The organism is Maribacter algae, assembly GCF_047345745.1.
Lineage (GTDB): Bacteria > Bacteroidota > Bacteroidia > Flavobacteriales > Flavobacteriaceae > Maribacter.
On the sequence record NZ_JBLFES010000002.1, the window covers coordinates 855,761 to 875,823 of the forward strand.

General features: G+C 38.7%; 22 protein-coding genes. 13 read left to right on the plus strand and 9 right to left on the minus strand.

Translation table 11 applies throughout. From position 1 onward, the window contains the following. Window positions 1-12: 12 nt before the first annotated feature. Window positions 13-1,107 (minus strand): magnesium/cobalt transporter CorA, encoded by a 1,095-nt coding sequence (gene corA, locus ACKWBX_RS11015; protein WP_413968734.1) that lies wholly within the window; start codon window positions 1,105-1,107, stop codon window positions 13-15. A gap of 39 nt (window positions 1,108-1,146) precedes the next feature. Then, on the minus strand, window positions 1,147-1,932 hold the full coding sequence (locus ACKWBX_RS11020; protein WP_413968735.1) for a tRNA pseudouridine synthase A: 786 nt from the start codon (window positions 1,930-1,932) through the stop codon (window positions 1,147-1,149). A gap of 107 nt (window positions 1,933-2,039) precedes the next feature. Here ACKWBX_RS11020 and ACKWBX_RS11025 point away from each other — a divergent pair, with 107 nt between their 5' ends. From ACKWBX_RS11025 to ACKWBX_RS11040, 4 genes are all read left to right on the plus strand, one after another. Further along, window positions 2,040-2,474, plus strand: a complete 435-nt coding sequence (locus ACKWBX_RS11025; protein ID WP_413968736.1) for a hypothetical protein — start codon at window positions 2,040-2,042, stop codon at window positions 2,472-2,474. Between the two features lie 158 nt (window positions 2,475-2,632). Then, the gene (locus tag ACKWBX_RS11030; RefSeq protein WP_413968737.1) at window positions 2,633-3,115 is read left to right on the plus strand and encodes a hypothetical protein; all 483 of its coding nucleotides are present in this window, start codon (window positions 2,633-2,635) and stop codon (window positions 3,113-3,115) included. A 177-nt stretch (window positions 3,116-3,292) separates the two neighbouring features. Further along, window positions 3,293-3,991 (plus strand): response regulator, encoded by a 699-nt coding sequence (locus tag ACKWBX_RS11035; RefSeq protein WP_413968738.1) that lies wholly within the window; start codon window positions 3,293-3,295, stop codon window positions 3,989-3,991. Next, window positions 3,988-5,484, plus strand: coding sequence for a sensor histidine kinase (locus tag ACKWBX_RS11040; protein WP_413968739.1), 1,497 nt, complete (start codon window positions 3,988-3,990; stop codon window positions 5,482-5,484). The genes ACKWBX_RS11035 and ACKWBX_RS11040 overlap by 4 nt, the downstream gene beginning before the upstream one ends. Window positions 5,485-5,544: 60 nt before the next feature. Here ACKWBX_RS11040 and ACKWBX_RS11045 read toward each other — a convergent pair whose 3' ends face one another. The 3 genes from ACKWBX_RS11045 to ACKWBX_RS11055 form a co-directional block, all read right to left on the minus strand. Then, on the minus strand, window positions 5,545-7,014 hold the full coding sequence (locus ACKWBX_RS11045) for an AAA family ATPase (protein ID WP_413968740.1): 1,470 nt from the start codon (window positions 7,012-7,014) through the stop codon (window positions 5,545-5,547). A 6-nt stretch (window positions 7,015-7,020) separates the two neighbouring features. Further along, window positions 7,021-7,434, minus strand: a complete 414-nt coding sequence (locus tag ACKWBX_RS11050; RefSeq protein ID WP_413968741.1) for a hypothetical protein — start codon at window positions 7,432-7,434, stop codon at window positions 7,021-7,023. Between the two features lie 104 nt (window positions 7,435-7,538). After that, window positions 7,539-8,699: a vWA domain-containing protein gene (locus ACKWBX_RS11055; protein WP_413968742.1), complete on the minus strand. Its 1,161-nt coding sequence runs from the start codon at window positions 8,697-8,699 to the stop codon at window positions 7,539-7,541. A gap of 77 nt (window positions 8,700-8,776) precedes the next feature. Between ACKWBX_RS11055 and ACKWBX_RS11060 the strand changes: the two genes are divergently transcribed. Next, entirely contained in the window at window positions 8,777-9,583 is an 807-nt protein-coding gene (locus tag ACKWBX_RS11060; protein ID WP_413968743.1) for a DUF1853 family protein, read from the plus strand. A gap of 101 nt (window positions 9,584-9,684) precedes the next feature. Here ACKWBX_RS11060 and ACKWBX_RS11065 read toward each other — a convergent pair whose 3' ends face one another. Together ACKWBX_RS11065 and ACKWBX_RS11070 are read right to left on the minus strand one after the other, a co-directional pair. Then, entirely contained in the window at window positions 9,685-10,530 is an 846-nt protein-coding gene (locus ACKWBX_RS11065) for a DUF4249 family protein (RefSeq protein WP_413968744.1), read from the minus strand. Between the two features lie 3 nt (window positions 10,531-10,533). After that, a complete protein-coding gene (locus ACKWBX_RS11070) occupies window positions 10,534-12,933 on the minus strand; it encodes a TonB-dependent receptor (protein WP_413968745.1) in 2,400 nt (799 codons plus the stop codon). Between the two features lie 592 nt (window positions 12,934-13,525). Between ACKWBX_RS11070 and ACKWBX_RS11075 the strand changes: the two genes are divergently transcribed. The 8 genes from ACKWBX_RS11075 (at window position 13,526) to ACKWBX_RS11110 (ending at window position 18,807) form a co-directional block, all read left to right on the plus strand. Continuing rightward, window positions 13,526-13,993, plus strand: a complete 468-nt coding sequence (locus ACKWBX_RS11075; protein WP_413968746.1) for an OsmC family protein — start codon at window positions 13,526-13,528, stop codon at window positions 13,991-13,993. Window positions 13,994-14,236: 243 nt separating this feature from the next. After that, entirely contained in the window at window positions 14,237-14,779 is a 543-nt protein-coding gene (locus ACKWBX_RS11080; RefSeq protein ID WP_413968747.1) for an RNA polymerase sigma factor, read from the plus strand. Beyond that, the gene (locus ACKWBX_RS11085) at window positions 14,779-15,318 is read left to right on the plus strand and encodes a hypothetical protein (RefSeq protein WP_413968748.1); all 540 of its coding nucleotides are present in this window, start codon (window positions 14,779-14,781) and stop codon (window positions 15,316-15,318) included. The genes ACKWBX_RS11080 and ACKWBX_RS11085 overlap by 1 nt, the downstream gene beginning before the upstream one ends. After that, window positions 15,302-16,393, plus strand: a complete 1,092-nt coding sequence (locus ACKWBX_RS11090) for a hypothetical protein (protein WP_413968749.1) — start codon at window positions 15,302-15,304, stop codon at window positions 16,391-16,393. The genes ACKWBX_RS11085 and ACKWBX_RS11090 overlap by 17 nt, the downstream gene beginning before the upstream one ends. An 86-nt stretch (window positions 16,394-16,479) precedes the next feature. Beyond that, window positions 16,480-17,166, plus strand: a complete 687-nt coding sequence (locus tag ACKWBX_RS11095; RefSeq protein WP_413968750.1) for a hypothetical protein — start codon at window positions 16,480-16,482, stop codon at window positions 17,164-17,166. 81 nt (window positions 17,167-17,247) lie between these two features. Beyond that, window positions 17,248-17,913 carry a hypothetical protein gene (locus ACKWBX_RS11100; protein ID WP_413968751.1) on the plus strand — a complete coding sequence of 222 codons (666 nt, stop codon included), beginning with the start codon at window positions 17,248-17,250 and terminating at the stop codon, window positions 17,911-17,913. 1 nt (window position 17,914) lies between these two features. Continuing rightward, window positions 17,915-18,055 carry a hypothetical protein gene (locus ACKWBX_RS11105; protein WP_413968752.1) on the plus strand — a complete coding sequence of 47 codons (141 nt, stop codon included), beginning with the start codon at window positions 17,915-17,917 and terminating at the stop codon, window positions 18,053-18,055. A 32-nt stretch (window positions 18,056-18,087) separates the two neighbouring features. Beyond that, window positions 18,088-18,807, plus strand: a complete 720-nt coding sequence (locus ACKWBX_RS11110) for a head GIN domain-containing protein (RefSeq protein ID WP_413968753.1) — start codon at window positions 18,088-18,090, stop codon at window positions 18,805-18,807. Here ACKWBX_RS11110 and hisIE read toward each other — a convergent pair whose 3' ends face one another. Together hisIE and ACKWBX_RS11120 are read right to left on the minus strand one after the other, a co-directional pair. Further along, window positions 18,808-19,428, minus strand: a complete 621-nt coding sequence (gene hisIE / locus ACKWBX_RS11115; protein WP_413968754.1) for a bifunctional phosphoribosyl-AMP cyclohydrolase/phosphoribosyl-ATP diphosphatase HisIE — start codon at window positions 19,426-19,428, stop codon at window positions 18,808-18,810. Continuing rightward, window positions 19,412-20,056 (minus strand): GNAT family N-acetyltransferase, encoded by a 645-nt coding sequence (locus ACKWBX_RS11120; protein WP_413968755.1) that lies wholly within the window; start codon window positions 20,054-20,056, stop codon window positions 19,412-19,414. The genes hisIE and ACKWBX_RS11120 overlap by 17 nt, the downstream gene beginning before the upstream one ends. Window positions 20,057-20,063: the final 7 nt, after the last annotated feature.

A 20,063-nucleotide genomic window follows, 5' to 3' on the forward strand; every position in this document is an offset into this window, starting at 1 on the left:
ACATAACTATTGTTAAAGCCATTGCTTCTTTTTAAAATAGATTAACATACCCGCAAGCAGTATAAACATTACTCCCCAGAAATAATAGTAACCGTATTCCCATTTAAGTTCCGGAATATGTTCAAAGTTCATCCCGTAAATACCCGCTATGAAAGTTAAAGGAATAAAGATAGATGCCATAATGGTCAAGACTTTCATTACCTCGTTCATCTTATTGCTCATGTTGCTCATGTACATCTCCATAAGACTCATACTCATTTCCCTATAGATTTGTAGGCTTTCATTTATTTCTAGGGTGTGGTCATGTACATCTCGCAGAAATATTTTGGTGTCTTTTGTAATCAATGTACTTTCAGAATCTATAAGACGACTTATCAGTTCCCTAACGGGAAAAATCCATCTTCTTATTTTCAGGATTTCTTTCTTTAAAAGTTGTATTTTCTGCGCCACTTCCGGTCTGGGGTTATCGTAGACTTCATCTTCCAATTCCTCTATTTTTAGATTGATGTGCTCCAACACTAAAAAATAATTATCGATAATGGCATCTAACAAAGCGAAAAACAAATAGTCCGCTCCCCTACTTCGTATACGCCCGGATTTGGACTTGATCCGATTACGGACACCGTTAAAAACATCATCCTCTACCTCCTGAAAGACCAGTACCGTATCCTTAAATAGCGATATGGCCACATGTTCCCCAATAATTTCCTTCCCACCATTGATGTACAACATTTTAAAGACCCCAAAAATATAATTGTCATATTCATCAATTTTAGGCCGCTGTTCCGTATTTATGGCATCTTCTAAAACCAATCCGTTCAAACCAAAATATTCCCCTAACGCTTCTATAAAAGGCTCGTCCGTAATGCCAACGACATCTACCCAAGAAATCTTGGATGAAGTGCGAGTGGCCTCTATAATCTGTAATTCTTTTGACGAATCCTCATCGTAGGAATCTTTGTTATAGGAAATAACGTGGGCAACGCTTTCCGTTTTTTCCTTTGTTCCCATATAACTGACCGTACCCGGAGCCTTGCCCATTTTTCCCTGAATCCTGGACACTTTTTTCTTTCTTTTGGGCAAGATTATCTTTCTGCGAGAAGCCATATAGATTGTTTGTTTAAATATACTAAATGATGGGCAAGATTATTCAAATATAACAGCATTCAGCATTAAACCGGAACCCGGAGCTACTGTGGTCAACTTCATATTGGAGTCTGACCGAAGTGACGCTTTAATATCCGCTATGGAAAGTTCTCCCTTTCCCAATTGAAATAGAGCACCCATGATCATGCGTATTTGGTAACGCATAAAACCTTCTCCTTTAACAATAAGGGCAAAACTCTTTTCTGGAAAGAAATTGGCAGAAAGAAGGGTATTCGGTACAATTTTGCAACTTGTAATAGTCCTAACCACTTTTGTATTAGGCTGAAGCCTGGCCGTGTAGGCCGAAAAATCATGATTGCCCTCAAAAAGAGAGGCTGCTTCTACCATCAACGCTATATCCAAGTGGGTTATAACATTGGTTAGAAAAGGCGCACAAAAAGGGTGGTTTTTTTCACCAAAGGAAAATAGATATCTATATTCCTTGGCTTTACTATCCCGGATAATATTAAAGCTCCTGTTGGTTTCCGTTATTTCAAGTGCCCTGATATCTGGCGGTAGGTTCGTATTGATCAACACAAGAAAATCAGGTAAATTGGTTAGCGGTTCATCTTCTAAAAAAAGTTCAAAAGCGGAGTCCAAGGCAGATACCTTGGCATCTGTTCGTCCCGCTCCCAATATTTTGAATTTCCTTTCTGAAAGAACAAATTTTAGAGTTTTCTGAAGCATCCCTTCAATGGTCCGTTGTCCAGGTTGTTTCTGCCAGCCACTATATCGAAATCCTAAAAACTGCAATCGTATGATATAATAAAAACGTTTTGGCTCCATTTTACGGTTTAGAGTGAAAGTTTATTCGGCTGATAACAAGTAGATTAACTAAAAAGTATTTCTTTTTTTGTAATTTACCGTAGCAAAATAACCTAAACCAATTAATTATGACAAATTCTACAGTTAAACCACCCGTGTGGTTTTGGATTGTTAGTGTATTAGCACTATTATGGAACCTGGCCGGTGTAATGGCCTACCTAGGGCAGGCATACCTGAGTATTGAGGACCTTGAAAAAATGAGTCAGGCAGAGCGTCTGCTGTATGAATCACAACCCGCATGGGTCACCGGTGCTTTTGCTCTTGCCGTTTGGGGTGGTGCGCTCGGGTGTATCTTATTGTTATTTAGGAAAAAGTGGGCCACCCCCATTTTCATTATTTCGCTCGTCGGAATTTTGGGCCAAATGTCCTATAACTTTTTTATGAGCAATAGTTTTGAGGTATATGGACCAGGAGCCATGATCATGCCGATTATGGTGTTGCTCGTTGGGATAGGACTCGTTCTCTTTTCCAAAAAGGCAGTCGCTAAAAATTGGATTAACTAAAAACAGATTGAAATTGAGAATTCGAGGGGCAACTTGCCCCTTTTTTTATTCGTTCAAAGTATGTTTTAGCGTTTTATCGATTAATTAAATCGAACATAAATATGTTCCCGTACTTTATCCAAAAATAGTGGTTCCCCATGACCGGAAAAATTATCAAAATGAATTTCATTAAAGAAATTTTACCCTGGAAAAAGACACTGATAGCATCTATAATCGTACTGATTTTATTGAGCATATTTAGTTTTTACGGCCTTTACACCAACACATTTTATTTCTTTAAGGTTGGGAATTATGTTTTCCCTATTGTATCCATAGTACATTTTGTTTTCTTGTATGTAATGTGGTTTAAGATTAAGGAAGATGAATATAGTGATCCTCCCATGCAAAAAATAGAATATGCACTATATGTCATTTCATTCATATATCTGTACAAGCTAGTGGATACGGTAATTATGCTCTTCTCCTTTTCAGAATATGAAAACCATGCTATGCCCGTTACCTTTTTACCGCTAGGTATTGGCATTCTGTTATTATACGTGTTTTTAATAGTGCTAACGGTACTTGCGATCAATTACAGAAAACAGCTCGTGGGCACCTATCAGTTTGATGAAATGAACCAGCACGTAGATAACTGGAACTAAACTTTTTCTAAGTTTTTTTTCTGAATTCATCCCTTTTATTATTGGTTTCATGTAAGGAAGTGATACAAACTTTGACCTTTTAGGGGTATCATTGGAATTGCATTCGTTAGGCAAATCATTTATGTAGCGTTGTGATAACTGTGTGATACTTTTTAACGTGTTTTGTACGACCCTATTATGAAAGAAATACTAATCATAGAAGATGATCCAGAGATTGTAAAACTATTGGAAATTCATCTTACAGATTTAAGTTACAAACCTGTAAAAGCCATGGATGGGGCCTTAGGTCTAAAATTAGCCCTTGAAAATGACTATGATCTGGTTCTGTTAGACTTGACGTTGCCTACTTTGGACGGTGTAGAAATCTGCAAAAAATTAAGGGCGGAAAAAAATACCCCGGTAATTATGCTTACCGCAAAATCCGAGGAAATAGATAGAGTTTTGGGATTGGAGATAGGTGCCGACGATTACATCACTAAACCCTTTAGCATTCGGGAGCTTTTGGCAAGAATTAAGGCGGTCATTCGCAGAACGGCCACTCAAAAAGTTATCGAAAAAGATTCTTCGGCCATTGCTGCGGAAGGACTTTTTATAGACATTGACAAAAGGAAAGTATTGCTGGACGATAAGAAAATAGAACTTTCTCCCAAGGAGTTTGAACTATTGGTCTTAATGGCATCTAACCCAGGTAGAAATTATTCCAGAAATGAGCTTTTGAACATGATATGGGGCTATAATTTTGAAGGTTATGAGCATACGGTAAATTCTCATATCAATAGGTTGCGGGCCAAGATAGAATCGGACATGGCGAACCCAAGTTATATTTTAACCACTTGGGGCGTAGGATATAAATTTAATGAAGATATTTTAGAATGAGTACTAAAGAAAAAGCCCTTACCCCAAGATTGGTCAAAAAGCTATGGCTCGCCTTTGTTCTATTGGTAGTCTTAATGGGTGCTTCCTATATTTTTATTACAGGTTATCTTACGAACAAGCATAACCAAGCCATTACCCAGCGTGTAAATGCCAACGTTGCAGAGCATGTCATTCAGGAAAAGTTCCAGAATGCTTCACCTTTTTTGGAGGATGGCACCGTGAACAAGGAGCTTTTTGGGGATTTGATGCACGATATGATGGCGGTGAACCGTAGCATTGAGGTGTATCTACTGAACAAATTAGGAGAAATTCAATATTCCGTAGTATTGGAGCACAAAGAGAACGAACCCATGAAAACGGTTTCATTGGCTCCTATTCATTCATTCGTTAACTCCAAAGGAAAGGAATTCGTGGTCGGTGACGACCCTTTGAATCCCGGTGAGGAAAAAATCTTTTCGGCCGCTCCGTTTAATGTAGATGGGAAGGAAGGTTTCGTTTATATCATATTGGCAGGAAAAGAATTTGAACTCATTAGTGATAACCTTTTAGGGCAATATTTCACCAAATTAGGTATTGGAGCCACACTTCTAACCATGCTATTTGCTGCGATTATTGGAATGTTGAGTATTTGGTTTTTGACCAAGAACTTAAGATTGATTACCCATACGGTACGGAAATTCCAAGAAGGCGACTTGGATATCAGAATAGAAAACCCCCAAGAATCAGATATTGAAGTCTTTGCCCATTCCTTTAACGATATGGCCGATACTATTGTAGACAATATGGATAAGATGAAATCCGTAGATACGTTGCGGCGCGAATTAATAGCCAATGTTTCCCATGATTTAAGAACACCGTTGGCCATTTTGAAAGGATATGTGGAAACCCTTCAGATAAAGAGGGATTCACTTACCGAAGCTCAAAAAGACGAGTACTTACAAATTACCCATGATAATATTGACAAACTCTCAAATCTTATTAATCAATTGTTCGATTATTCCAAATTAGAGGCGGAACAAGTAGTGCCTATCAAAGAACCATTTTCCATTACGGAACTGTCGCATGATCTTATTGCAAAATTCAAGGTAATAGCGGATAAAAAGAGTGTGGAACTTGAGTTGGACAATCCCAAGGATAACTGTATGGTATTCGCCGATGTGAGCTTGGTAGAGCGTGCTTTACAGAATCTTTTGGAAAATGCCATAAAATATACGGAACCCAATGGAAAAGTAACCTTAAGTCTGATCAAAAAACAAAGTGATGTTGAAATCAATATCACGGATACCGGAGCTGGTATACCGGCAAATGAGCAACCGTTCATTTTTGATCGCTACAAACAAGTAGATAAAAGTGCACAGAAAAAGAGCGGTTATGGTCTAGGTTTGGCCATTGTTAAGAAGATTATGGATTTGCACGAAACCACCATCACAGTATTGAGCAAACCTAAGGAAGGAAGTACGTTTATTTTTAATTTACCTGCTTATCAAGCATAATGGGAATTAATTGTTGTGAAGAAAAAGCCCTTTCGTCTGAAAGGGCTTTTTTTAGTATTCTTACAATCCACTAATATAACTGCCGTATAAATCTTTAAACTGGTATCCTTCGCTAAAACGATGTTTGTTCAATTTCTTATGGGCTACCAATCCCCAAAGCAGAAGCTCCTTTAAAAAATAAGTATCCGCTTTAGAGACATCCGGTTGGTGTTCTTTCACCAAAGCATTCAATTCCGGGATGCTATCCAAAGTTCTTTTGTATTCGGCATCGGTAAAGTCGTCCAAAAGTTCAAAGCCCTCTCCTTGGAAAAACCAATGTAACAAGTCGTCATAGGGCGTTTCGGCATCTTTTCGTTCCAACTTATTGATTTTTGGAAAATAATTGTTGAACAATGTTTTTACGGCATCGTCTATCAAAATAGCGGCAACACCGTCCGCTCCCTCCTGCTCTCCTTCGTAGACCAATTCGATTTTTCCCGTAATAGCGGGAATCACACCCAAAAAGTCGCTTAACCGAACCGATGTTTTATCGGCACCGGTCAATAGGGCACGACGTTCCGCAGTACTCAATAAATTTTCAAAAGCGGTAATACTGGTTCTAGCGCTCACCCCGCTCTTTGCATCTACATATTCACTATTTCTTGCTTCAAAACTGATTTGTTCCAACAAATCCTTTGCCGTATCGGGAACGTATACGAAATCTGACTGTCTACCATCCAAATTGGCTTCTTGCTCCGTTATTTTTCGAGCAGTGGAAATATCATCCGGGTAATGCGTCAATATCTGCGAACCAATCCTGTCCTTTAAAGGTGTTACAATACTTCCCCTATTCGTATAGTCCTCTGGATTCGCCGTAAATACAAATTGAATGTCCAAAGGCAATCTCAATTTGAATCCACGAATTTGGATATCGCCTTCTTCTAAAATGTTGAAAAGCGAAACCTGAATCCGAGCCTGTAGATCGGGTAATTCATTGATTACGAAAATACAGCGGTTGGCTCGTGGAATCATCCCAAAGTGAATCACTCTATCATCCGCATATGATAATTTCAAATTCGCCGCTTTTATGGGGTCAACATCGCCTATCAAATCAGCTACGGTCACATCCGGTGTGGCCAGTTTCTCGTAAAATCGGTCGCTCCGATGTAGCCAAGCAATCGGGGTTTTATCTCCTTTTTCTTTTATAAGTTCTGTGGCAAACCGGGACATTGGCTTTAGCGGATCATCGTTGATTTCCGAACCCTCTATTACAGGAATCCATTCATCCAAAAGGTTCACCATCAATCTGGCCAAACGTGTTTTTGCCTGACCCCTAAGTCCCAATAAGTTTATATTATGCCTAGAAAGAATGGCACGCTCCAACTCTGGAATTACAGAATTTTCATAGCCCCAAACACCGGTAAACGTATCTTCCCCGGACTTTATCTTATCCCGAAGGTTATCACGTAATTCATCTCTAATACTTTTGGTTTGGTAACCTGTTTTTTTAAGTTCTCCCAAGGTGGAGATTTCTTTGTGGTTCAATTTCATAGTTTTTTAATCAAATGGTAATAAATCTGGTTCCAGGAATATTGTTTTAGCATGATAAGAATCAAAAATATCAAAACTGTAATGTGTATTGATAAGGTCTTTAAAGTTTGTTAAGAGTCTAGGAAACTCTTGTGTAAATGCCATAAATGTATCTGATTCGGATTTTAAGTTAAAGTGATGAACCGCTTTCACAGCCGCCGTGGTCAACGTCATATTATATTTATCGGTAACGCCCAGATTGTTTACATAATCTTGAATCTGCTGCAGTATATTGGTTAATGCATTCTGAATACCATATTTATTGATATGAATCCACGCCAGCCTAAGGTGTGCTTCGTGTGTAAAAAGCTCAGGACTTAATTCACACTTTTCAAACTTTTGTTCAAATTCGTCATCCGTAAATTGAAAATGAGTAATCATGAAAATATCAACTTTTATTTTTTGTTTTAGATATAGTTTATGGTATTCTAGTTTTTATCCTACTTGATTTCATGTATGAATATGATGACTAAAGACAGTCAAAATTATTTTAGTCTTTTTCTTCTGTTGGATTCATAATCCTCAAAAATCATTTCACCCAATCCCTTTAACCCGGTGAAAAACGCCTTTCCTTTATTCGCTTCGGTAAAATGACGGATGAATTGCATTAAATAGGGGTCTTGGGCAATCATAAATGTGGTAATCGGAATATGTAGTTTGCGAGCTTGCCTCGCCATATTATAACACTTCTCCACAATGAAATCATCCAAACCTACACTATTCTTATAATAAGTGCCATCTGGCATGCGCAAACAACTAGGTTTACCGTCCGTAATCATAAAAATTTGTTTGTTGGTGTTTCGTTTTCTTCGGAGCATATCCATCGCCAATTGCAACCCGGCAACCGTATTGGTGTGGTAAGGACCCACCTTTAGATATGGCAAATCTTTGATAGGTATGGGCCAGGCATCATTTCCAAAGACTAAAATGTCTAACGTGTCTTTAGGGTATCTGGTCGTTATCAATTCGGATAGTGCCATAGCGACTTTCTTGGCCGGTGTAATCCTGTCCTCGCCATACAAAATCATGCTATGACTAATATCAATCATTAATATAGTACTCATTTGGGCCTTGTATTGAGTATCCTCAACGACCAAATCCTCTTCACTCAATCGAAAACTACCGATACCGTGGTTCACCTGCGCATTTTTAAGGCTTTCCGTCATGGAAATATGTTCCAGTCCGTCACCATACCGGTATTCCCTGAAATCGCCCGTATGTTCATCGCCCTGACCGGATTTTCCAGTCTTATGATTTCCTGCACCACTACGCTTAAGTTTACCAAAAATCTGGTCCAACGCCCGTTGTCTGATAATACGTTCCATTTTAGCGGTTATGGAGATGGTACCGTTGCCGGAACCATCACCCTCTTCGCCTTCCTCGCCCATTTGTCCGCCGCCATCTTCAAACTCTTCACGGATATAGCCTTTGGCCTTTAAGTCCTCAATAAAATCATCGATCGTATAGTCTGGAGTAGTCAATTCATATTCCTTGTCCAACTCCCTTAACCAATCAATAGCTTCATCAAAATCGCCCGAAGTATGGGTAATCAACTCCTGAAAAATTTCAAATAATTTATCAAACGGGGATTGCTCCGGTGCTTCGTAAGATACAAAGCGGAACCCATTTCTCATATTCATAGCCATACTATAAAAATAAGACTTTTGGGAGGATGATGAATTCTTTTTAAGAAAACTTAAAGGTTTGTGTTAACTTTAAAACCATGCTATTGGAACAGTGCCTTGGCTTTATCAGTACGCCACCTTTATGGATAAACGAACAGTTTAACATCATTCAATTCAAATTCCCCGAAATTGATTTGGCGCAGTTTGAGCCACAACCTATTCCCACAAAAATTAGATTGGGCCACCAAATGGAACATATATTCAAACAGTTGCTTGAATATTCTCCCGACTATGAAGTATTACTGCATAATCTTCCGATCAAAAGCGGCAAACAAACCCTTGGTGAAATTGACTTTATCCTGAAAGAAAAACGAACTCAAAAATTGATTCATGTTGAACTTACCTATAAATTCTACATTATCAATCCCAAGATATCAGAACCCGTTCACCAACTGATGGGACCTAATAAAAGAGATATGTTTTTCACTAAAATGGAAAAGATAAAGAACCATCAATTTACATTGCTTCATTCCAAAGAGGGTTCCAAAGCTTTAGCGAAAGTTGGTGTTGACCAACAAAAAATAGAACATCAAACTTGCTATAAGGCCTTGCTATTTGAACCCTACAGGAGCAATGCCATTTCTATAAGACCTTTAAATACCGATTGTATTATGGGATATTGGCTCCGGTTTTCCGAATTCAATGCGGCAGAGTTCAAAAATCATGAATTCTACATACCCTTCAAATCCCAATGGGTCATTGCGCCTCATGATAATGTAGAATGGTCTTCACACTATGAAATACTTCTGGAATTGAATCTGAGAATACTCAAAGAGAATGCACCTATGGTCTGGATGCGTAAATCCGATACAGTCTTTGAAAGGTTTTTTGTGGTTTGGTGGTGAAATCATTTATTTTAACTACGCTTATTGCATGTGCAATATAGTATTGAATAGTGCCGGACTCTTTGACCCCGACACTATCAACACATTCAAAAAAAATCAACCTAATCTTCTACAAAAGTATAACTGGCCTTTACGACTTCCGTCACCCTAAAGTAACCATGGGCATAATTTTCAGGATTGGTCACATTAATACAGTTTCCCTTTACCGCTACTGGCACAGCTTCAAAAAGTCCCACACCGCCTAATTGACTTATTAATATTTCTATATAATCGTTATATGCCTCGGAAATACCATAAAATTCAATGTTTACTATATCTCCGGGTTCAAAGACCTCGATTTCCTCCGTATCCTCATCTTCCTCGATCTCATACCACCAATCAATTTCCTTTCCGTTTATGAACTTATCGTTTGCTACTTCCAAATCTGGCAACAATTCCCCTTCCTTTTGAAATTTAAAAAGATAAGCATTCCCTTCCTCGGCCGGATCCGTAAAAACCAAATGGACTTCCAGTTTCTCTTCATCAAAACCATCTTCCCTAGCTTGATATATTTCCGTGAGTTCCGGAACGGCATTCAAGGTTTCGTTCGCGTTATAGGTTTCTCCATCATGGATGATATTCAAGGTATAGGAAGCACCGATAATGGGAATAAAGCTTTCCGTCAGGTAGGTTCCGTCATTTTGGTCCGTAAATAGAAAAACCGTACCATCAGTATCATTGGTCACCTGTACCGATGCTCCGGTGACCGCCGTATTTCCATCGGTATTGAAAAAGGAAGTGGAAGTGCTTAACTTAATGGTTTGTACGTTACCGGAAGTTCCTTTTTCCCAATCCAAAGAGGCTTCTACAACCAATCTACTAGGGGCTGTTTGTACGGGTACCTCAATAACATCTTCACAAGCGGTTATGGTAAAAAACAATACCATCAATTTAATATAGGTCTTCATATTCTAAAATTTAAAGTTATAGGTCAAGGAAGGTACAATACCGAATATTGCGGTCCTTGTGGCTTCGTTAGCTCCCGTTTCCGCATTTTGTCCAAAGGAAACAGAAGCGGCATTTTTTCTATTGTACAAATTATAAATACCTAATACCCATTCCCCTTTAAATCTATTGTTGGGCTTTCTATTGGGCTTATAGTTCACGGAAACATCCAAGCGATGATAGGTAGGCAATCTGTCCGAATTTCTATCCGAGTAACTGGCAATGGACAATCCCTCATACTCATACTGACCATTGGGATATGTTACAGGTCTTCCGGTCTGGAACACGAGATTGGCACCAAAACTCCATTTGTCATTTAATTTATAGGAACCTGAAACCGAAACATCATGGGTACGGTCAAAAGCCGTGTTGTACCATTGCCCGTTATTGATTCCAAGACCGCCAGCGTTACCTCCGGGGGTTCTTTGCTCTGCTTTTGAGAGCGTATAGGCTATCCAACCTGTAAATTTGCCTTCGTTCTTTCTCAGTAAGAATTCCAACCCGTAAGCACGGGATTCTCCATTTAAAATCTCTGTTTCAATCGTATTTTGACCAATAAGATCGGAACCGTCCAAATAATCGATCCTGTTATCCACATTTTTATAATACGCCTCCACTTCCAAGGAATACATCTTGTCCTTAAAATTCCTAAAGTAGCCCAAGGCATATTGATTGGAGAGCTGAGGGGATATATATTTTCCGCTGGGCGTCCATACGTCCAAGGGTGTCACGGAAGAAGTATTGGACAATAAATGAATATACTGTGCCGCCCTGGAAAATCCTGCTTTGATAGATGATACGTCATTAAGCTCGTAAGCGAGCGAAATCCTCGGTTCAAAATTCCCAAAACGTTTTATAGCGTCTCCTTTTTCAAAATTGGTTTCTCCAACTGCTGCCCCTCTCTCATAGATTCCCAAAACATCATTATATACTACAGGCTGATCGTTGGCATATTCTACCATGGCCTGACCGCCCAAACGGGTAAAGGCACTGTATCGCAAACCATATTGTGCCGTGAGTCTATTGGTGATTTTATGCTCAGCATTGATGTACAATCCACTTTCCAGAGCTCTTTTACGGTCTAATTTCAATTCGTTTACGGCAGATGCTTCCGAAGTAGGATTAATTTGTCCTGGGTCAAATTCATAATAAATGGTACTCGCCCCAAAGTCCAGCTTAAAAGCATCGTTCCAGTAGTACTTAAAGTCATACTTTAAGTTATAATTATCGATTGCCGAAACCCAATTAAACTGGTCCGAGGTAAAGCCAAGCTTATAATCGTACCGACTTACAATGGCCGAGAGGTTTGAAAACAGTTTGTCGTTAAAAATATGGTTCCAACGCAGGTTTCCGGAAGCGTTCCCATAACTGGCGTCAAAATCCGACCCGAATTTGAAGGTATCACGACCAAAATAACCCGAAACGAAGAGCTTATTGTTCGCTGTGAGATTGTAATTTGCTTTTAAGTTCAGGTCATAGAAAGAAGCACTGTTGTCTTCTCCGGAGGCTTTAAGAATCAAATCGATATATGACCGTCTGCCCGACACTAAAAAAGACCCTTTTTCCTTAAATATGGGACCTTCTGCCGTAAGCCGACTGGAAATAAGTCCTATCCCCCCTGTGAACATTAGGTTTTTGTTGTTCCCGTCCTTTTGACGTACATCCAATACGGAGGAAACCCGCCCGCCAAAACGTGCCGGGATTCCACCCTTGTATAATTTAACGTCCTTGATGGCGTCCGCATTAAAGACCGAAAAGAATCCGAACATGTGCGAAGTATTATAAATAATGGCCTCGTCCAAAAGCACCAAGTTCTGGTCCTGCGCTCCTCCCCTCACATGAAAGCCACCGGTCCCCTCGCCATTGCTGGTGACGCCCGGAAGCATCTGAAGAGATTTTAAAACATCTACCTCACCCAAAACCACGGGCATTTGCTTTACGGTGGCCATATTCATTTTTACGATACTCATTTCCGGTTTCTTGAGCAGTGCCCTTTCCGGTTCATCACCGGTAACGACTACCTCTTCCAACTCTGTGGAGATTGCCGGTATCTCAAAGTCAATTTTTTGGTTTTTATCCAAAGTGACATCCGTGCTAATTTCACGATACCCCATATAGGATATGGTAAGCGTATAATTTCCTTCAGGAGCGGTCAAGGAATAAAAGCCGTACTCATTGGTCACCACCCCTATGGTAGTTCCTTTTAAGAACACCGAAGCCCCAAAAAGCGTTTCCCCATTATTTTTGTCCGAGATAGTACCACTAACGGTATAGGTGGTTTGCGCTATAGTGGACGTGCTAAAAAATAAGGTTAAAATCCATAGTGCACGTGTATACGGATTTCGAAAATTAAATTTTTTAAACATGCTTGATCGATTTTTGATTGTTGTTTTGATTCACCCTATAGACAATTGGAAAAATGAAAGGTTGCATCAATTGAAATTATTTGGGTTTTATTTTGAAAACAGATAGATGTCCTATCCTTTTCACCAAACGGCCATTTGCAAAAGGTTAGCGGAGGCCTTAGTCATTTCAAAGTGAAAGGCAATAAGTACCAAAGGCTACTTCCTTGTCATCCTGAGCGGAGTCGAAGGAAAGGGAAGGTGGTCAAATCTTGGTTTGAGCGGAAGGGATGGATTTAGATGGCCTTGAAGCGACACATAACCTCCAAACATTTAGATTTCTTATACTCATTCCGTTCGAAATGACAAATAAAACCTAGTAGTCGTTTTTAAATGGAATAGTAAAGCCTTGATTGAGAAATCTACTCCTGTTGAAAACTATTTTGTAAACAAAATAAGAAGGTCTTGAATATGATTTTAGAAACAATCAACTTTATTATGAGTTATTAGATAGAAATTAAAACTTGTTTTGGCTTAACGATAACAAAACTCTTCTATTACTTAATAATTTGACCAATAAAATGATTGCCAATGGTTATCTCAAAAAACCAATTATATGAAAAAACACAAGTATACTATTCAAATAGACTGGACCGGTAACGAAGGAGATGGCACATTGAATTATAAATCCTATACCAGAAGCCATACGATTTCCGTAAATGGAAAATATGATAAAATAATGGGATCTTCGGACCCTTCATTTTTAGGCGATAAAACAAAATACAACCCTGAAGAACTTTTTCTCGCTTCCATAGCTTCCTGCCATATGCTCTGGTATTTGCACTTATGCTCCGTGCATAACATAGTGGTTACCGATTATATGGACCATACTACGGGCGTTATGCAAGAAGATGAAAACGGAAGTGGAAAATTTGTGGCCGCGACCTTGCATCCACAAGTTAAAGTAGCACAGATTAGTATGATTAAAAAAGCCCATGAACTGCACAAAGAAGCCAATACGATGTGCTTTATAGCCAATTCATGTAATTTTGATATTGGACACGATGCTACAATCACTACTTAAATAACAATTATTGAAATCGACCATCCCCGAGACAATCCCAGGGGTTATCGCCTGCGGCCGGCAGGTCTCGCCAATTTATTTTTGACATATGCCAGAGAAAAAGTGAACGTACTTCCTTTTGGGCCCAAAACTTTCCTAAGCCTTTCAATTTAATTTTTTTCGCTTCCGTGCAACCTTTGTACTTTACGGTTGTCTTTACCTTAACAACAGCAATAATAAAGGGTTAAAAACTACCTGAATTCATTGGAAACCAATATTCGTTTTACGCATAAAACACTCGTAGAAAAGTGTAAGACCGGTCATAGCAGCTCACAGTACCAACTGTACAGTCTCTATGTGGATGCCATGTACAACATTGGCATGCGTATGTTGGGCAGTAAAGAAGATGCTGAGGATGTTGTTCAGGACAGTTTTGTAGATGCTTTTAAAAACCTGTCAAAGTTTAAGTATGAAAGTACGTTCGGCGCATGGTTAAAACGTATCGTAATCAATAAAAGCATCAATCATCTAAAAGCAAAAAGGATTCTTGCGGTGCCTATGGAAGACCATGAGTATCACCTAAAAGAAGAAATAAATGAGGAGCCCATAGCTGCCGTTGACATTAAAAAAGTAAAAGCGGGAATGGCGCAATTGCCCAATGGGTACAAACAAATTATGAACCTGTATTTGATAGAAGGGTACGACCACAAGGAAATTTCGGAGATATTGGATATTTCCACGGCTACCTCCAAATCGCAATACCACAGGGCAAAAAAGAAATTAGTTGAAATCATAAACGAATTGTAATGGACAATTTTGAAAAACATATTCGGGAGAAAAAGGCCCTTTTTGACGAGCACAAAGCGGACAAAAGTAAAATGTGGGCCGCTATCGCTACGGAATTAAGAGCGGAACAACCTAAGGTAATTCCCTTATGGAAATCCCCAATGCTCAGAATAGCGGCCAGTATTGTTATCATACTTGGCATATCCGCTTTTGTGGCCTTTTCCGTCATGAATGTTTCCGATGACCACACGCAATATGCCTCCAAAGAGCTTTTGGACATAGACATGCACTACAAAAATCTAGTTTCGTATCAGGTGAAATTGGTACAGAATCATCCCGAACTATCCGATGAGGATAAGGCGGAGTTTTTATCCTTTATGGATGAGCTAGATACGGAATATGAGCAATTACGGGTAGAGATGCAAAATAACCTGGACAATGAGGTGGTGCTAGAGGCCATTGTAGCCAATTATAAAAAGCGGATAGAGCTCATAGAAAACTTGTTGAAACAAATAAACGATTCCAAATTAACAGATGATGATTATGGATACACTTTATAAGAAAATGCTATTGTTCTCCGTAGCCATTTTTCTGGGTCATTTGGTAACGGCCCAAGAAAAAGTATCTAAACAGATAAAGAAAGATTTCACCGTGAACGGCGAGGCGGCGCTGCATTTGGAGAATAAATATGGGGACATACGCCTGTACGGTTGGGACCAAAACAAAATATCGGTAGCCATAACCGTCACGGTGACTCGTAGAAAAAAAGAACAGGCCGAAGAGCTCTTAAAAAGAATCAGACCTAAGTTAACAAGTTCTGGTACATTGGTAGATGTAAGCTATGAAGTTGAAGAAAAGAACAGCGGTTTCTTTGCTAAATACTTTAACAAAGCCAATCCGTTTGATTTTGATAGGAGCAACCTGCAAATAGATTATATCATTTATATGCCTACGGATGCTACTTTAAAAGTGACCAACAAATTTGGTGATGTGGTCCTAGAAGATTGGAAAGGAAAACTAAGGGCAAACATAGAACATGGGAATTTATGGATCAACGAAAACCTTAGTAAGGCAGATGTAGAGATGAAATATGGTAAACTTAGGGCCAAATCTTTGGATTATGCCGCGCTACGTATTAAGAATGCGAGTTTAAACATGGATGCTTCCAAGAGTTTACGCATCAATAGTAGTGGTAGTACCCTAGTGATCGGTAAAACGGCCTCCTTGGAAATTTATTCCAGTAAGGATGAAATTAAGATCGAGGAAATGGGGAGCATGTACGGCACCTTGAAATTTACCAACGTAGCTATTCATAAATTAAAAAAGGACATTGATTTGAATATGAAAATAGCGGATTTTAGAGTGAATACCATTATTGATCCAAAATCTGAAATAAATATTGACCAAGAATCTTCTGAGGTAAGTTTGATAATTACCGATTTCCCGCATCGGTTTGAAGCAACTTTGGAAGAAGGACTGGTTCGCTTACCAAAATCCTATAAAAATATAGATTCAAAGATGTTGGATAAAGGAAAAAGGTTACGGAAAATCAGTGCTTCTTATGGAAAAAATCCCAATGGGAAAGTAACGATTACAGGAAAAAAAGGACTTGTTCTTATGAAAGAAATTGATTGATTCCCCCAGCATTTTAAAAATCATTCTAAGAATGCAACCTTTTGAAACCAAGGTTGTCTTTAAAAATAATCGACATAAAACAGTATATGAAACTTCAACCAATATTATTATTTCTATTCCTGACCTTTATCTTTCTCTCGCTGAACGCGCAAAATACGCCCAAAGATTCCATTGAAACTGTGGATTATATAGAATTCAACGACCGTAACAATGTTGTGCACGGGGTGTATTTGGGTCTTAATACGCACTATGGGCAAACCTTTAAAGAACCCTCATACGGATTTGGATTTAATATAGCTTATGTGGCAAACCAACAGTTTGAAATAGGTCTGGCCGTAAATGTTTTTCAATCGGACCAACAATTCATAACGAGCGAACTCATTGATAACAAGCTTACCGGAGGATATATTGGACTACACTTAGAACCTATCTTTTTTAGCAAAAATAGAATTAGTCTCTCCATTCCGATAGTCATAGGACTCGGTGCCGTAGGGTATTTTACCCAAGGGGATGGGGATTTTGATGATGATTTCTTAGACGCCGAATTTGACGATGTAAATGTAATGCGGGTCTTTGAACCCGGAGTAAGCGCACTTTTTAATATCTCCAGATACCTGCAATTAGAAGCGGGAGTAAAATATAGGTTCACCAATAGGTTTGATTTTGCTACGAGTCCTGTTAAAAACCTAAACGGGTATTCCGTGGGATTAGGAATTAAAGTAGGTGTGTTCAACATGGGGCGGAACCGCTATAAAAAGAAGGTTCCAAATTAAAAAAACAAATTTTATGCAACCTTTTGCATATTGTTTTGTCTATTGATACAAGCCTTAAACAATCAATCAAAAGAAATCAAAATGAAAAAAATAACAATAACCCTTTTAGCTCTTTTTCTATTGGCGATATGTAATGTTCGTGCTCAAGAAGAAGATGCAGATGAGTATTTAGAATTCAATGACCGTAACAATGTAGTGCATGGCGTTTATTTGGGCTTTACTATGGGATACGGTGAAATAGACAGCCAAAATGCATATATGGCCGGTTTAAAAGTAGCCTATGTGGCCAATCAGCAATTTGAAATAGGTTTCGCCGGCAATTTTCTATTTTCTGAACAAGATGTCTTTAATAATACGCTTTCCAGAAATGAAGATTTGATAGGAGCTTATGGTGGTTTCCATTTAGAACCCATTTTCTTCAGTAAGTCCAAGGTAAACCTCTCCTTTCCTTTACTCATAGGAGCTGGTGCCGTTGGATATATAGATTCCAATTTTGACGATGATGATTTTGATGAAGAATTGACAGAAGATGATTTTGATGCCATTTTCGTGGCAGAGCCAGGAGTAAGCCTACTTTTTAATATTTCCCGCTACCTACAGTTAGAAGCGGGCGTTAAATATCGTTTTTCCAGTGAAATAGATATAGCTCCAGTTCGGTTAAAACGAATCAACGGTTTTTCCGGTGGAATAGGTATTAAAGTGGGCATATTCAATATGGGCCGTAATCGCTATAAAAAGAACTTGTAAAATGAAAACAAAGTATGTGTTTATAGAGAACGATCAGGTCTTTCTAAAAAAGGAAAATCAATGTACTTCTTCTTATGAAACGGAAGAATGGTATCCAATACATTTTCAATGGATTCCAATTATGGAATTACAAAAAGAATAAAAATAATAAACAACAATCAAAAAACAATCAAAATGAAAATCAAATCAAATATCGTGTTCGCCATATTGGCATTGGTATTATTGGGCTCATGCAGTACCGAAACCATAAGGGTATCCGGAGAAGTAACTTCCGTAACATATAATTTTTCAGATTACGATGTACTAAATGTTTCCGATGATTTTAATGTATTCGTACGGTTTTCCCCAACGGAAGAAGAAATTCGCGTGGAAGCCAATGCCGATTTACAAGAGAAAATTATCGTCCGAAAAGAAGGGAATGTATTGACAATCAAATTTGATAGAAATTTAAACGTAAGAGGAAATGCCACCCAAAATGTTTATATCACTACGGCATCGATTACCCAATTCAAAGGGTTTGGTGATGTGGAAATTGATTTGGAGAATATTTTGATAGCGGAAAACATAAAAATAGAGCTCTTTGGAGATTCCAATTTCGAAGGCGAAATAGCTACCAAAAACCTCACTTTGTCATTACGGGGAGATTCAGATATGAACATTTTTGGAAACGCGGATGATGTAGTGGCCAACTTACAAGGCGATAGTACATTCCGGGATTATGATCTTTCTACCCTAGATTTGGATATTGATCTAAGCGGGGATAGCGATGCCTATTTATCCGTTTCGGAATCCATTAAAATTAGGGCATCCGGAGATAGTCGACTTTACTATAAAGGCAACCCGGAAATAGTTAGACAACGTCTTACGGGAGACTCAAAATTAATTAAACGTTGATTATTTTTTCCTAGACTTTAAAACAGCCTCGATATCCTTTAACGTAAATCCTTTTGCCTGTAGCAAAATAAGGTAGTGAAACAGTAAATCCGCACTTTCGTTTAGAAATAGGTCATCATTGTCATCTTTGGCCTCGATGACCGTTTCTATCGCTTCCTCCCCTACTTTTTGCGCAATTTTGTTGATTCCTTTTTCAAAAAGTGACGCTACATAGGATTTTTCGCCATCGGCAGAATTCCTTCTATCCTCAATGACCGATTCCAACTTGGAAAAAAAACCAAAGTTACTTTCATTGCTTTCGTTCCAACAGGTATCGCTCCCTGTATGACATGTTGGACCAACAGGATTGACAGTCACCAACAAAGTATCGCTATCACAATCATTCTTTATATCGACCAAGTTCAAAAAGTTTCCACTTTCCTCACCTTTTGTCCACAATCGTTGTTTGGAACGGCTGAAAAAAGTAACTTTTTTGGTTGTTTGTGTTTTTTCCAATGCTTCATTGTTCATGTAGCCTAACATCAATACATTTTTCGTAACGGCATCCTGTATGATGGCCGGCACGAGTCCATTCTCTAATTTGGACCAATTAGGTTCGGTAAAATTATATTCTTTGCTCATGTAATTTTGTTTTCGGTTTGCGTCTTCCTTTTTCCATATCGGGCAGTCTATTCATTCGTAACATATAAATGGGAAAACCTAGTTCTTTTTCTACATTGAAAATTTTAAGTCCAAATTTTTGATATAGCTGAACATGCTCCTCAGATGCAGTGTCCACAATAACGGGAAGCTCATTGTCCATATGTCTTTTAAAAACTTGCATAATGAGCTTGGCAGCGGTTACCGTACCCTTAAATTCATTTTTCACGGCAAAAATCATGGGGCGTATATAGTTGCCTTTAGGATAATTACGCTGAATGATTTGTTGTCTTTTCAATACTTTCCTGACCTGGGTAATCCCTATGCCGCGTATGGCCAAATTTAAGGTGGACAATAATTTCTTTATGCTAAACTTATCCTTATCCGCATAGGTAAGCAATAAACAACTGGCCCTATTATCGGATAGGTAGACTTTGCCGGTGCGCATGGCCTTGTCAAAAAGAAAGCCCATAAGGATATGCATGCGTTTTAGACGCTTTTCATCATATCGTACTATAAGATTTATGGAATTCTCTTCCTTGATAGGTTCAAAAGCCTCTACCAAAATACCAACGACCAAACTCTTGTCTTTCTGCTGCGCCTCTATCATTTATCCA

Bases quoted from the DNA above. Each gene is read 5' to 3' on its own strand.
- corA (WP_413968734.1), bottom strand. From the start codon at position 1,107: ATGGCTTCTCGCAGAAAGATAATCTTGCCCAAAAGAAAGAAAAAAGTG.
- ACKWBX_RS11020 (WP_413968735.1), bottom strand. From the start codon at position 1,932: ATGGAGCCAAAACGTTTTTATTATATCATACGATTGCAGTTTTTAGGA.
- ACKWBX_RS11025 (WP_413968736.1), top strand. From the start codon at position 2,040: ATGACAAATTCTACAGTTAAACCACCCGTGTGGTTTTGGATTGTTAGT.
- ACKWBX_RS11030 (WP_413968737.1), top strand. From the start codon at position 2,633: ATGAATTTCATTAAAGAAATTTTACCCTGGAAAAAGACACTGATAGCA.
- ACKWBX_RS11035 (WP_413968738.1), top strand. From the start codon at position 3,293: ATGAAAGAAATACTAATCATAGAAGATGATCCAGAGATTGTAAAACTA.
- ACKWBX_RS11040 (WP_413968739.1), top strand. From the start codon at position 3,988: ATGAGTACTAAAGAAAAAGCCCTTACCCCAAGATTGGTCAAAAAGCTA.
- ACKWBX_RS11045 (WP_413968740.1), bottom strand. From the start codon at position 7,014: ATGAAATTGAACCACAAAGAAATCTCCACCTTGGGAGAACTTAAAAAA.
- ACKWBX_RS11050 (WP_413968741.1), bottom strand. From the start codon at position 7,434: ATGATTACTCATTTTCAATTTACGGATGACGAATTTGAACAAAAGTTT.
- ACKWBX_RS11055 (WP_413968742.1), bottom strand. From the start codon at position 8,699: ATGGCTATGAATATGAGAAATGGGTTCCGCTTTGTATCTTACGAAGCA.
- ACKWBX_RS11060 (WP_413968743.1), top strand. From the start codon at position 8,777: ATGCTATTGGAACAGTGCCTTGGCTTTATCAGTACGCCACCTTTATGG.
- ACKWBX_RS11065 (WP_413968744.1), bottom strand. From the start codon at position 10,530: ATGAAGACCTATATTAAATTGATGGTATTGTTTTTTACCATAACCGCT.
- ACKWBX_RS11070 (WP_413968745.1), bottom strand. From the start codon at position 12,933: ATGTTTAAAAAATTTAATTTTCGAAATCCGTATACACGTGCACTATGG.
- ACKWBX_RS11075 (WP_413968746.1), top strand. From the start codon at position 13,526: ATGAAAAAACACAAGTATACTATTCAAATAGACTGGACCGGTAACGAA.
- ACKWBX_RS11085 (WP_413968748.1), top strand. From the start codon at position 14,779: ATGGACAATTTTGAAAAACATATTCGGGAGAAAAAGGCCCTTTTTGAC.
- ACKWBX_RS11090 (WP_413968749.1), top strand. From the start codon at position 15,302: ATGGATACACTTTATAAGAAAATGCTATTGTTCTCCGTAGCCATTTTT.
- ACKWBX_RS11095 (WP_413968750.1), top strand. From the start codon at position 16,480: ATGAAACTTCAACCAATATTATTATTTCTATTCCTGACCTTTATCTTT.
- ACKWBX_RS11100 (WP_413968751.1), top strand. From the start codon at position 17,248: ATGAAAAAAATAACAATAACCCTTTTAGCTCTTTTTCTATTGGCGATA.
- ACKWBX_RS11105 (WP_413968752.1), top strand. From the start codon at position 17,915: ATGAAAACAAAGTATGTGTTTATAGAGAACGATCAGGTCTTTCTAAAA.
- ACKWBX_RS11110 (WP_413968753.1), top strand. From the start codon at position 18,088: ATGAAAATCAAATCAAATATCGTGTTCGCCATATTGGCATTGGTATTA.
- hisIE (WP_413968754.1), bottom strand. From the start codon at position 19,428: ATGAGCAAAGAATATAATTTTACCGAACCTAATTGGTCCAAATTAGAG.
- ACKWBX_RS11120 (WP_413968755.1), bottom strand. From the start codon at position 20,056: ATGATAGAGGCGCAGCAGAAAGACAAGAGTTTGGTCGTTGGTATTTTG.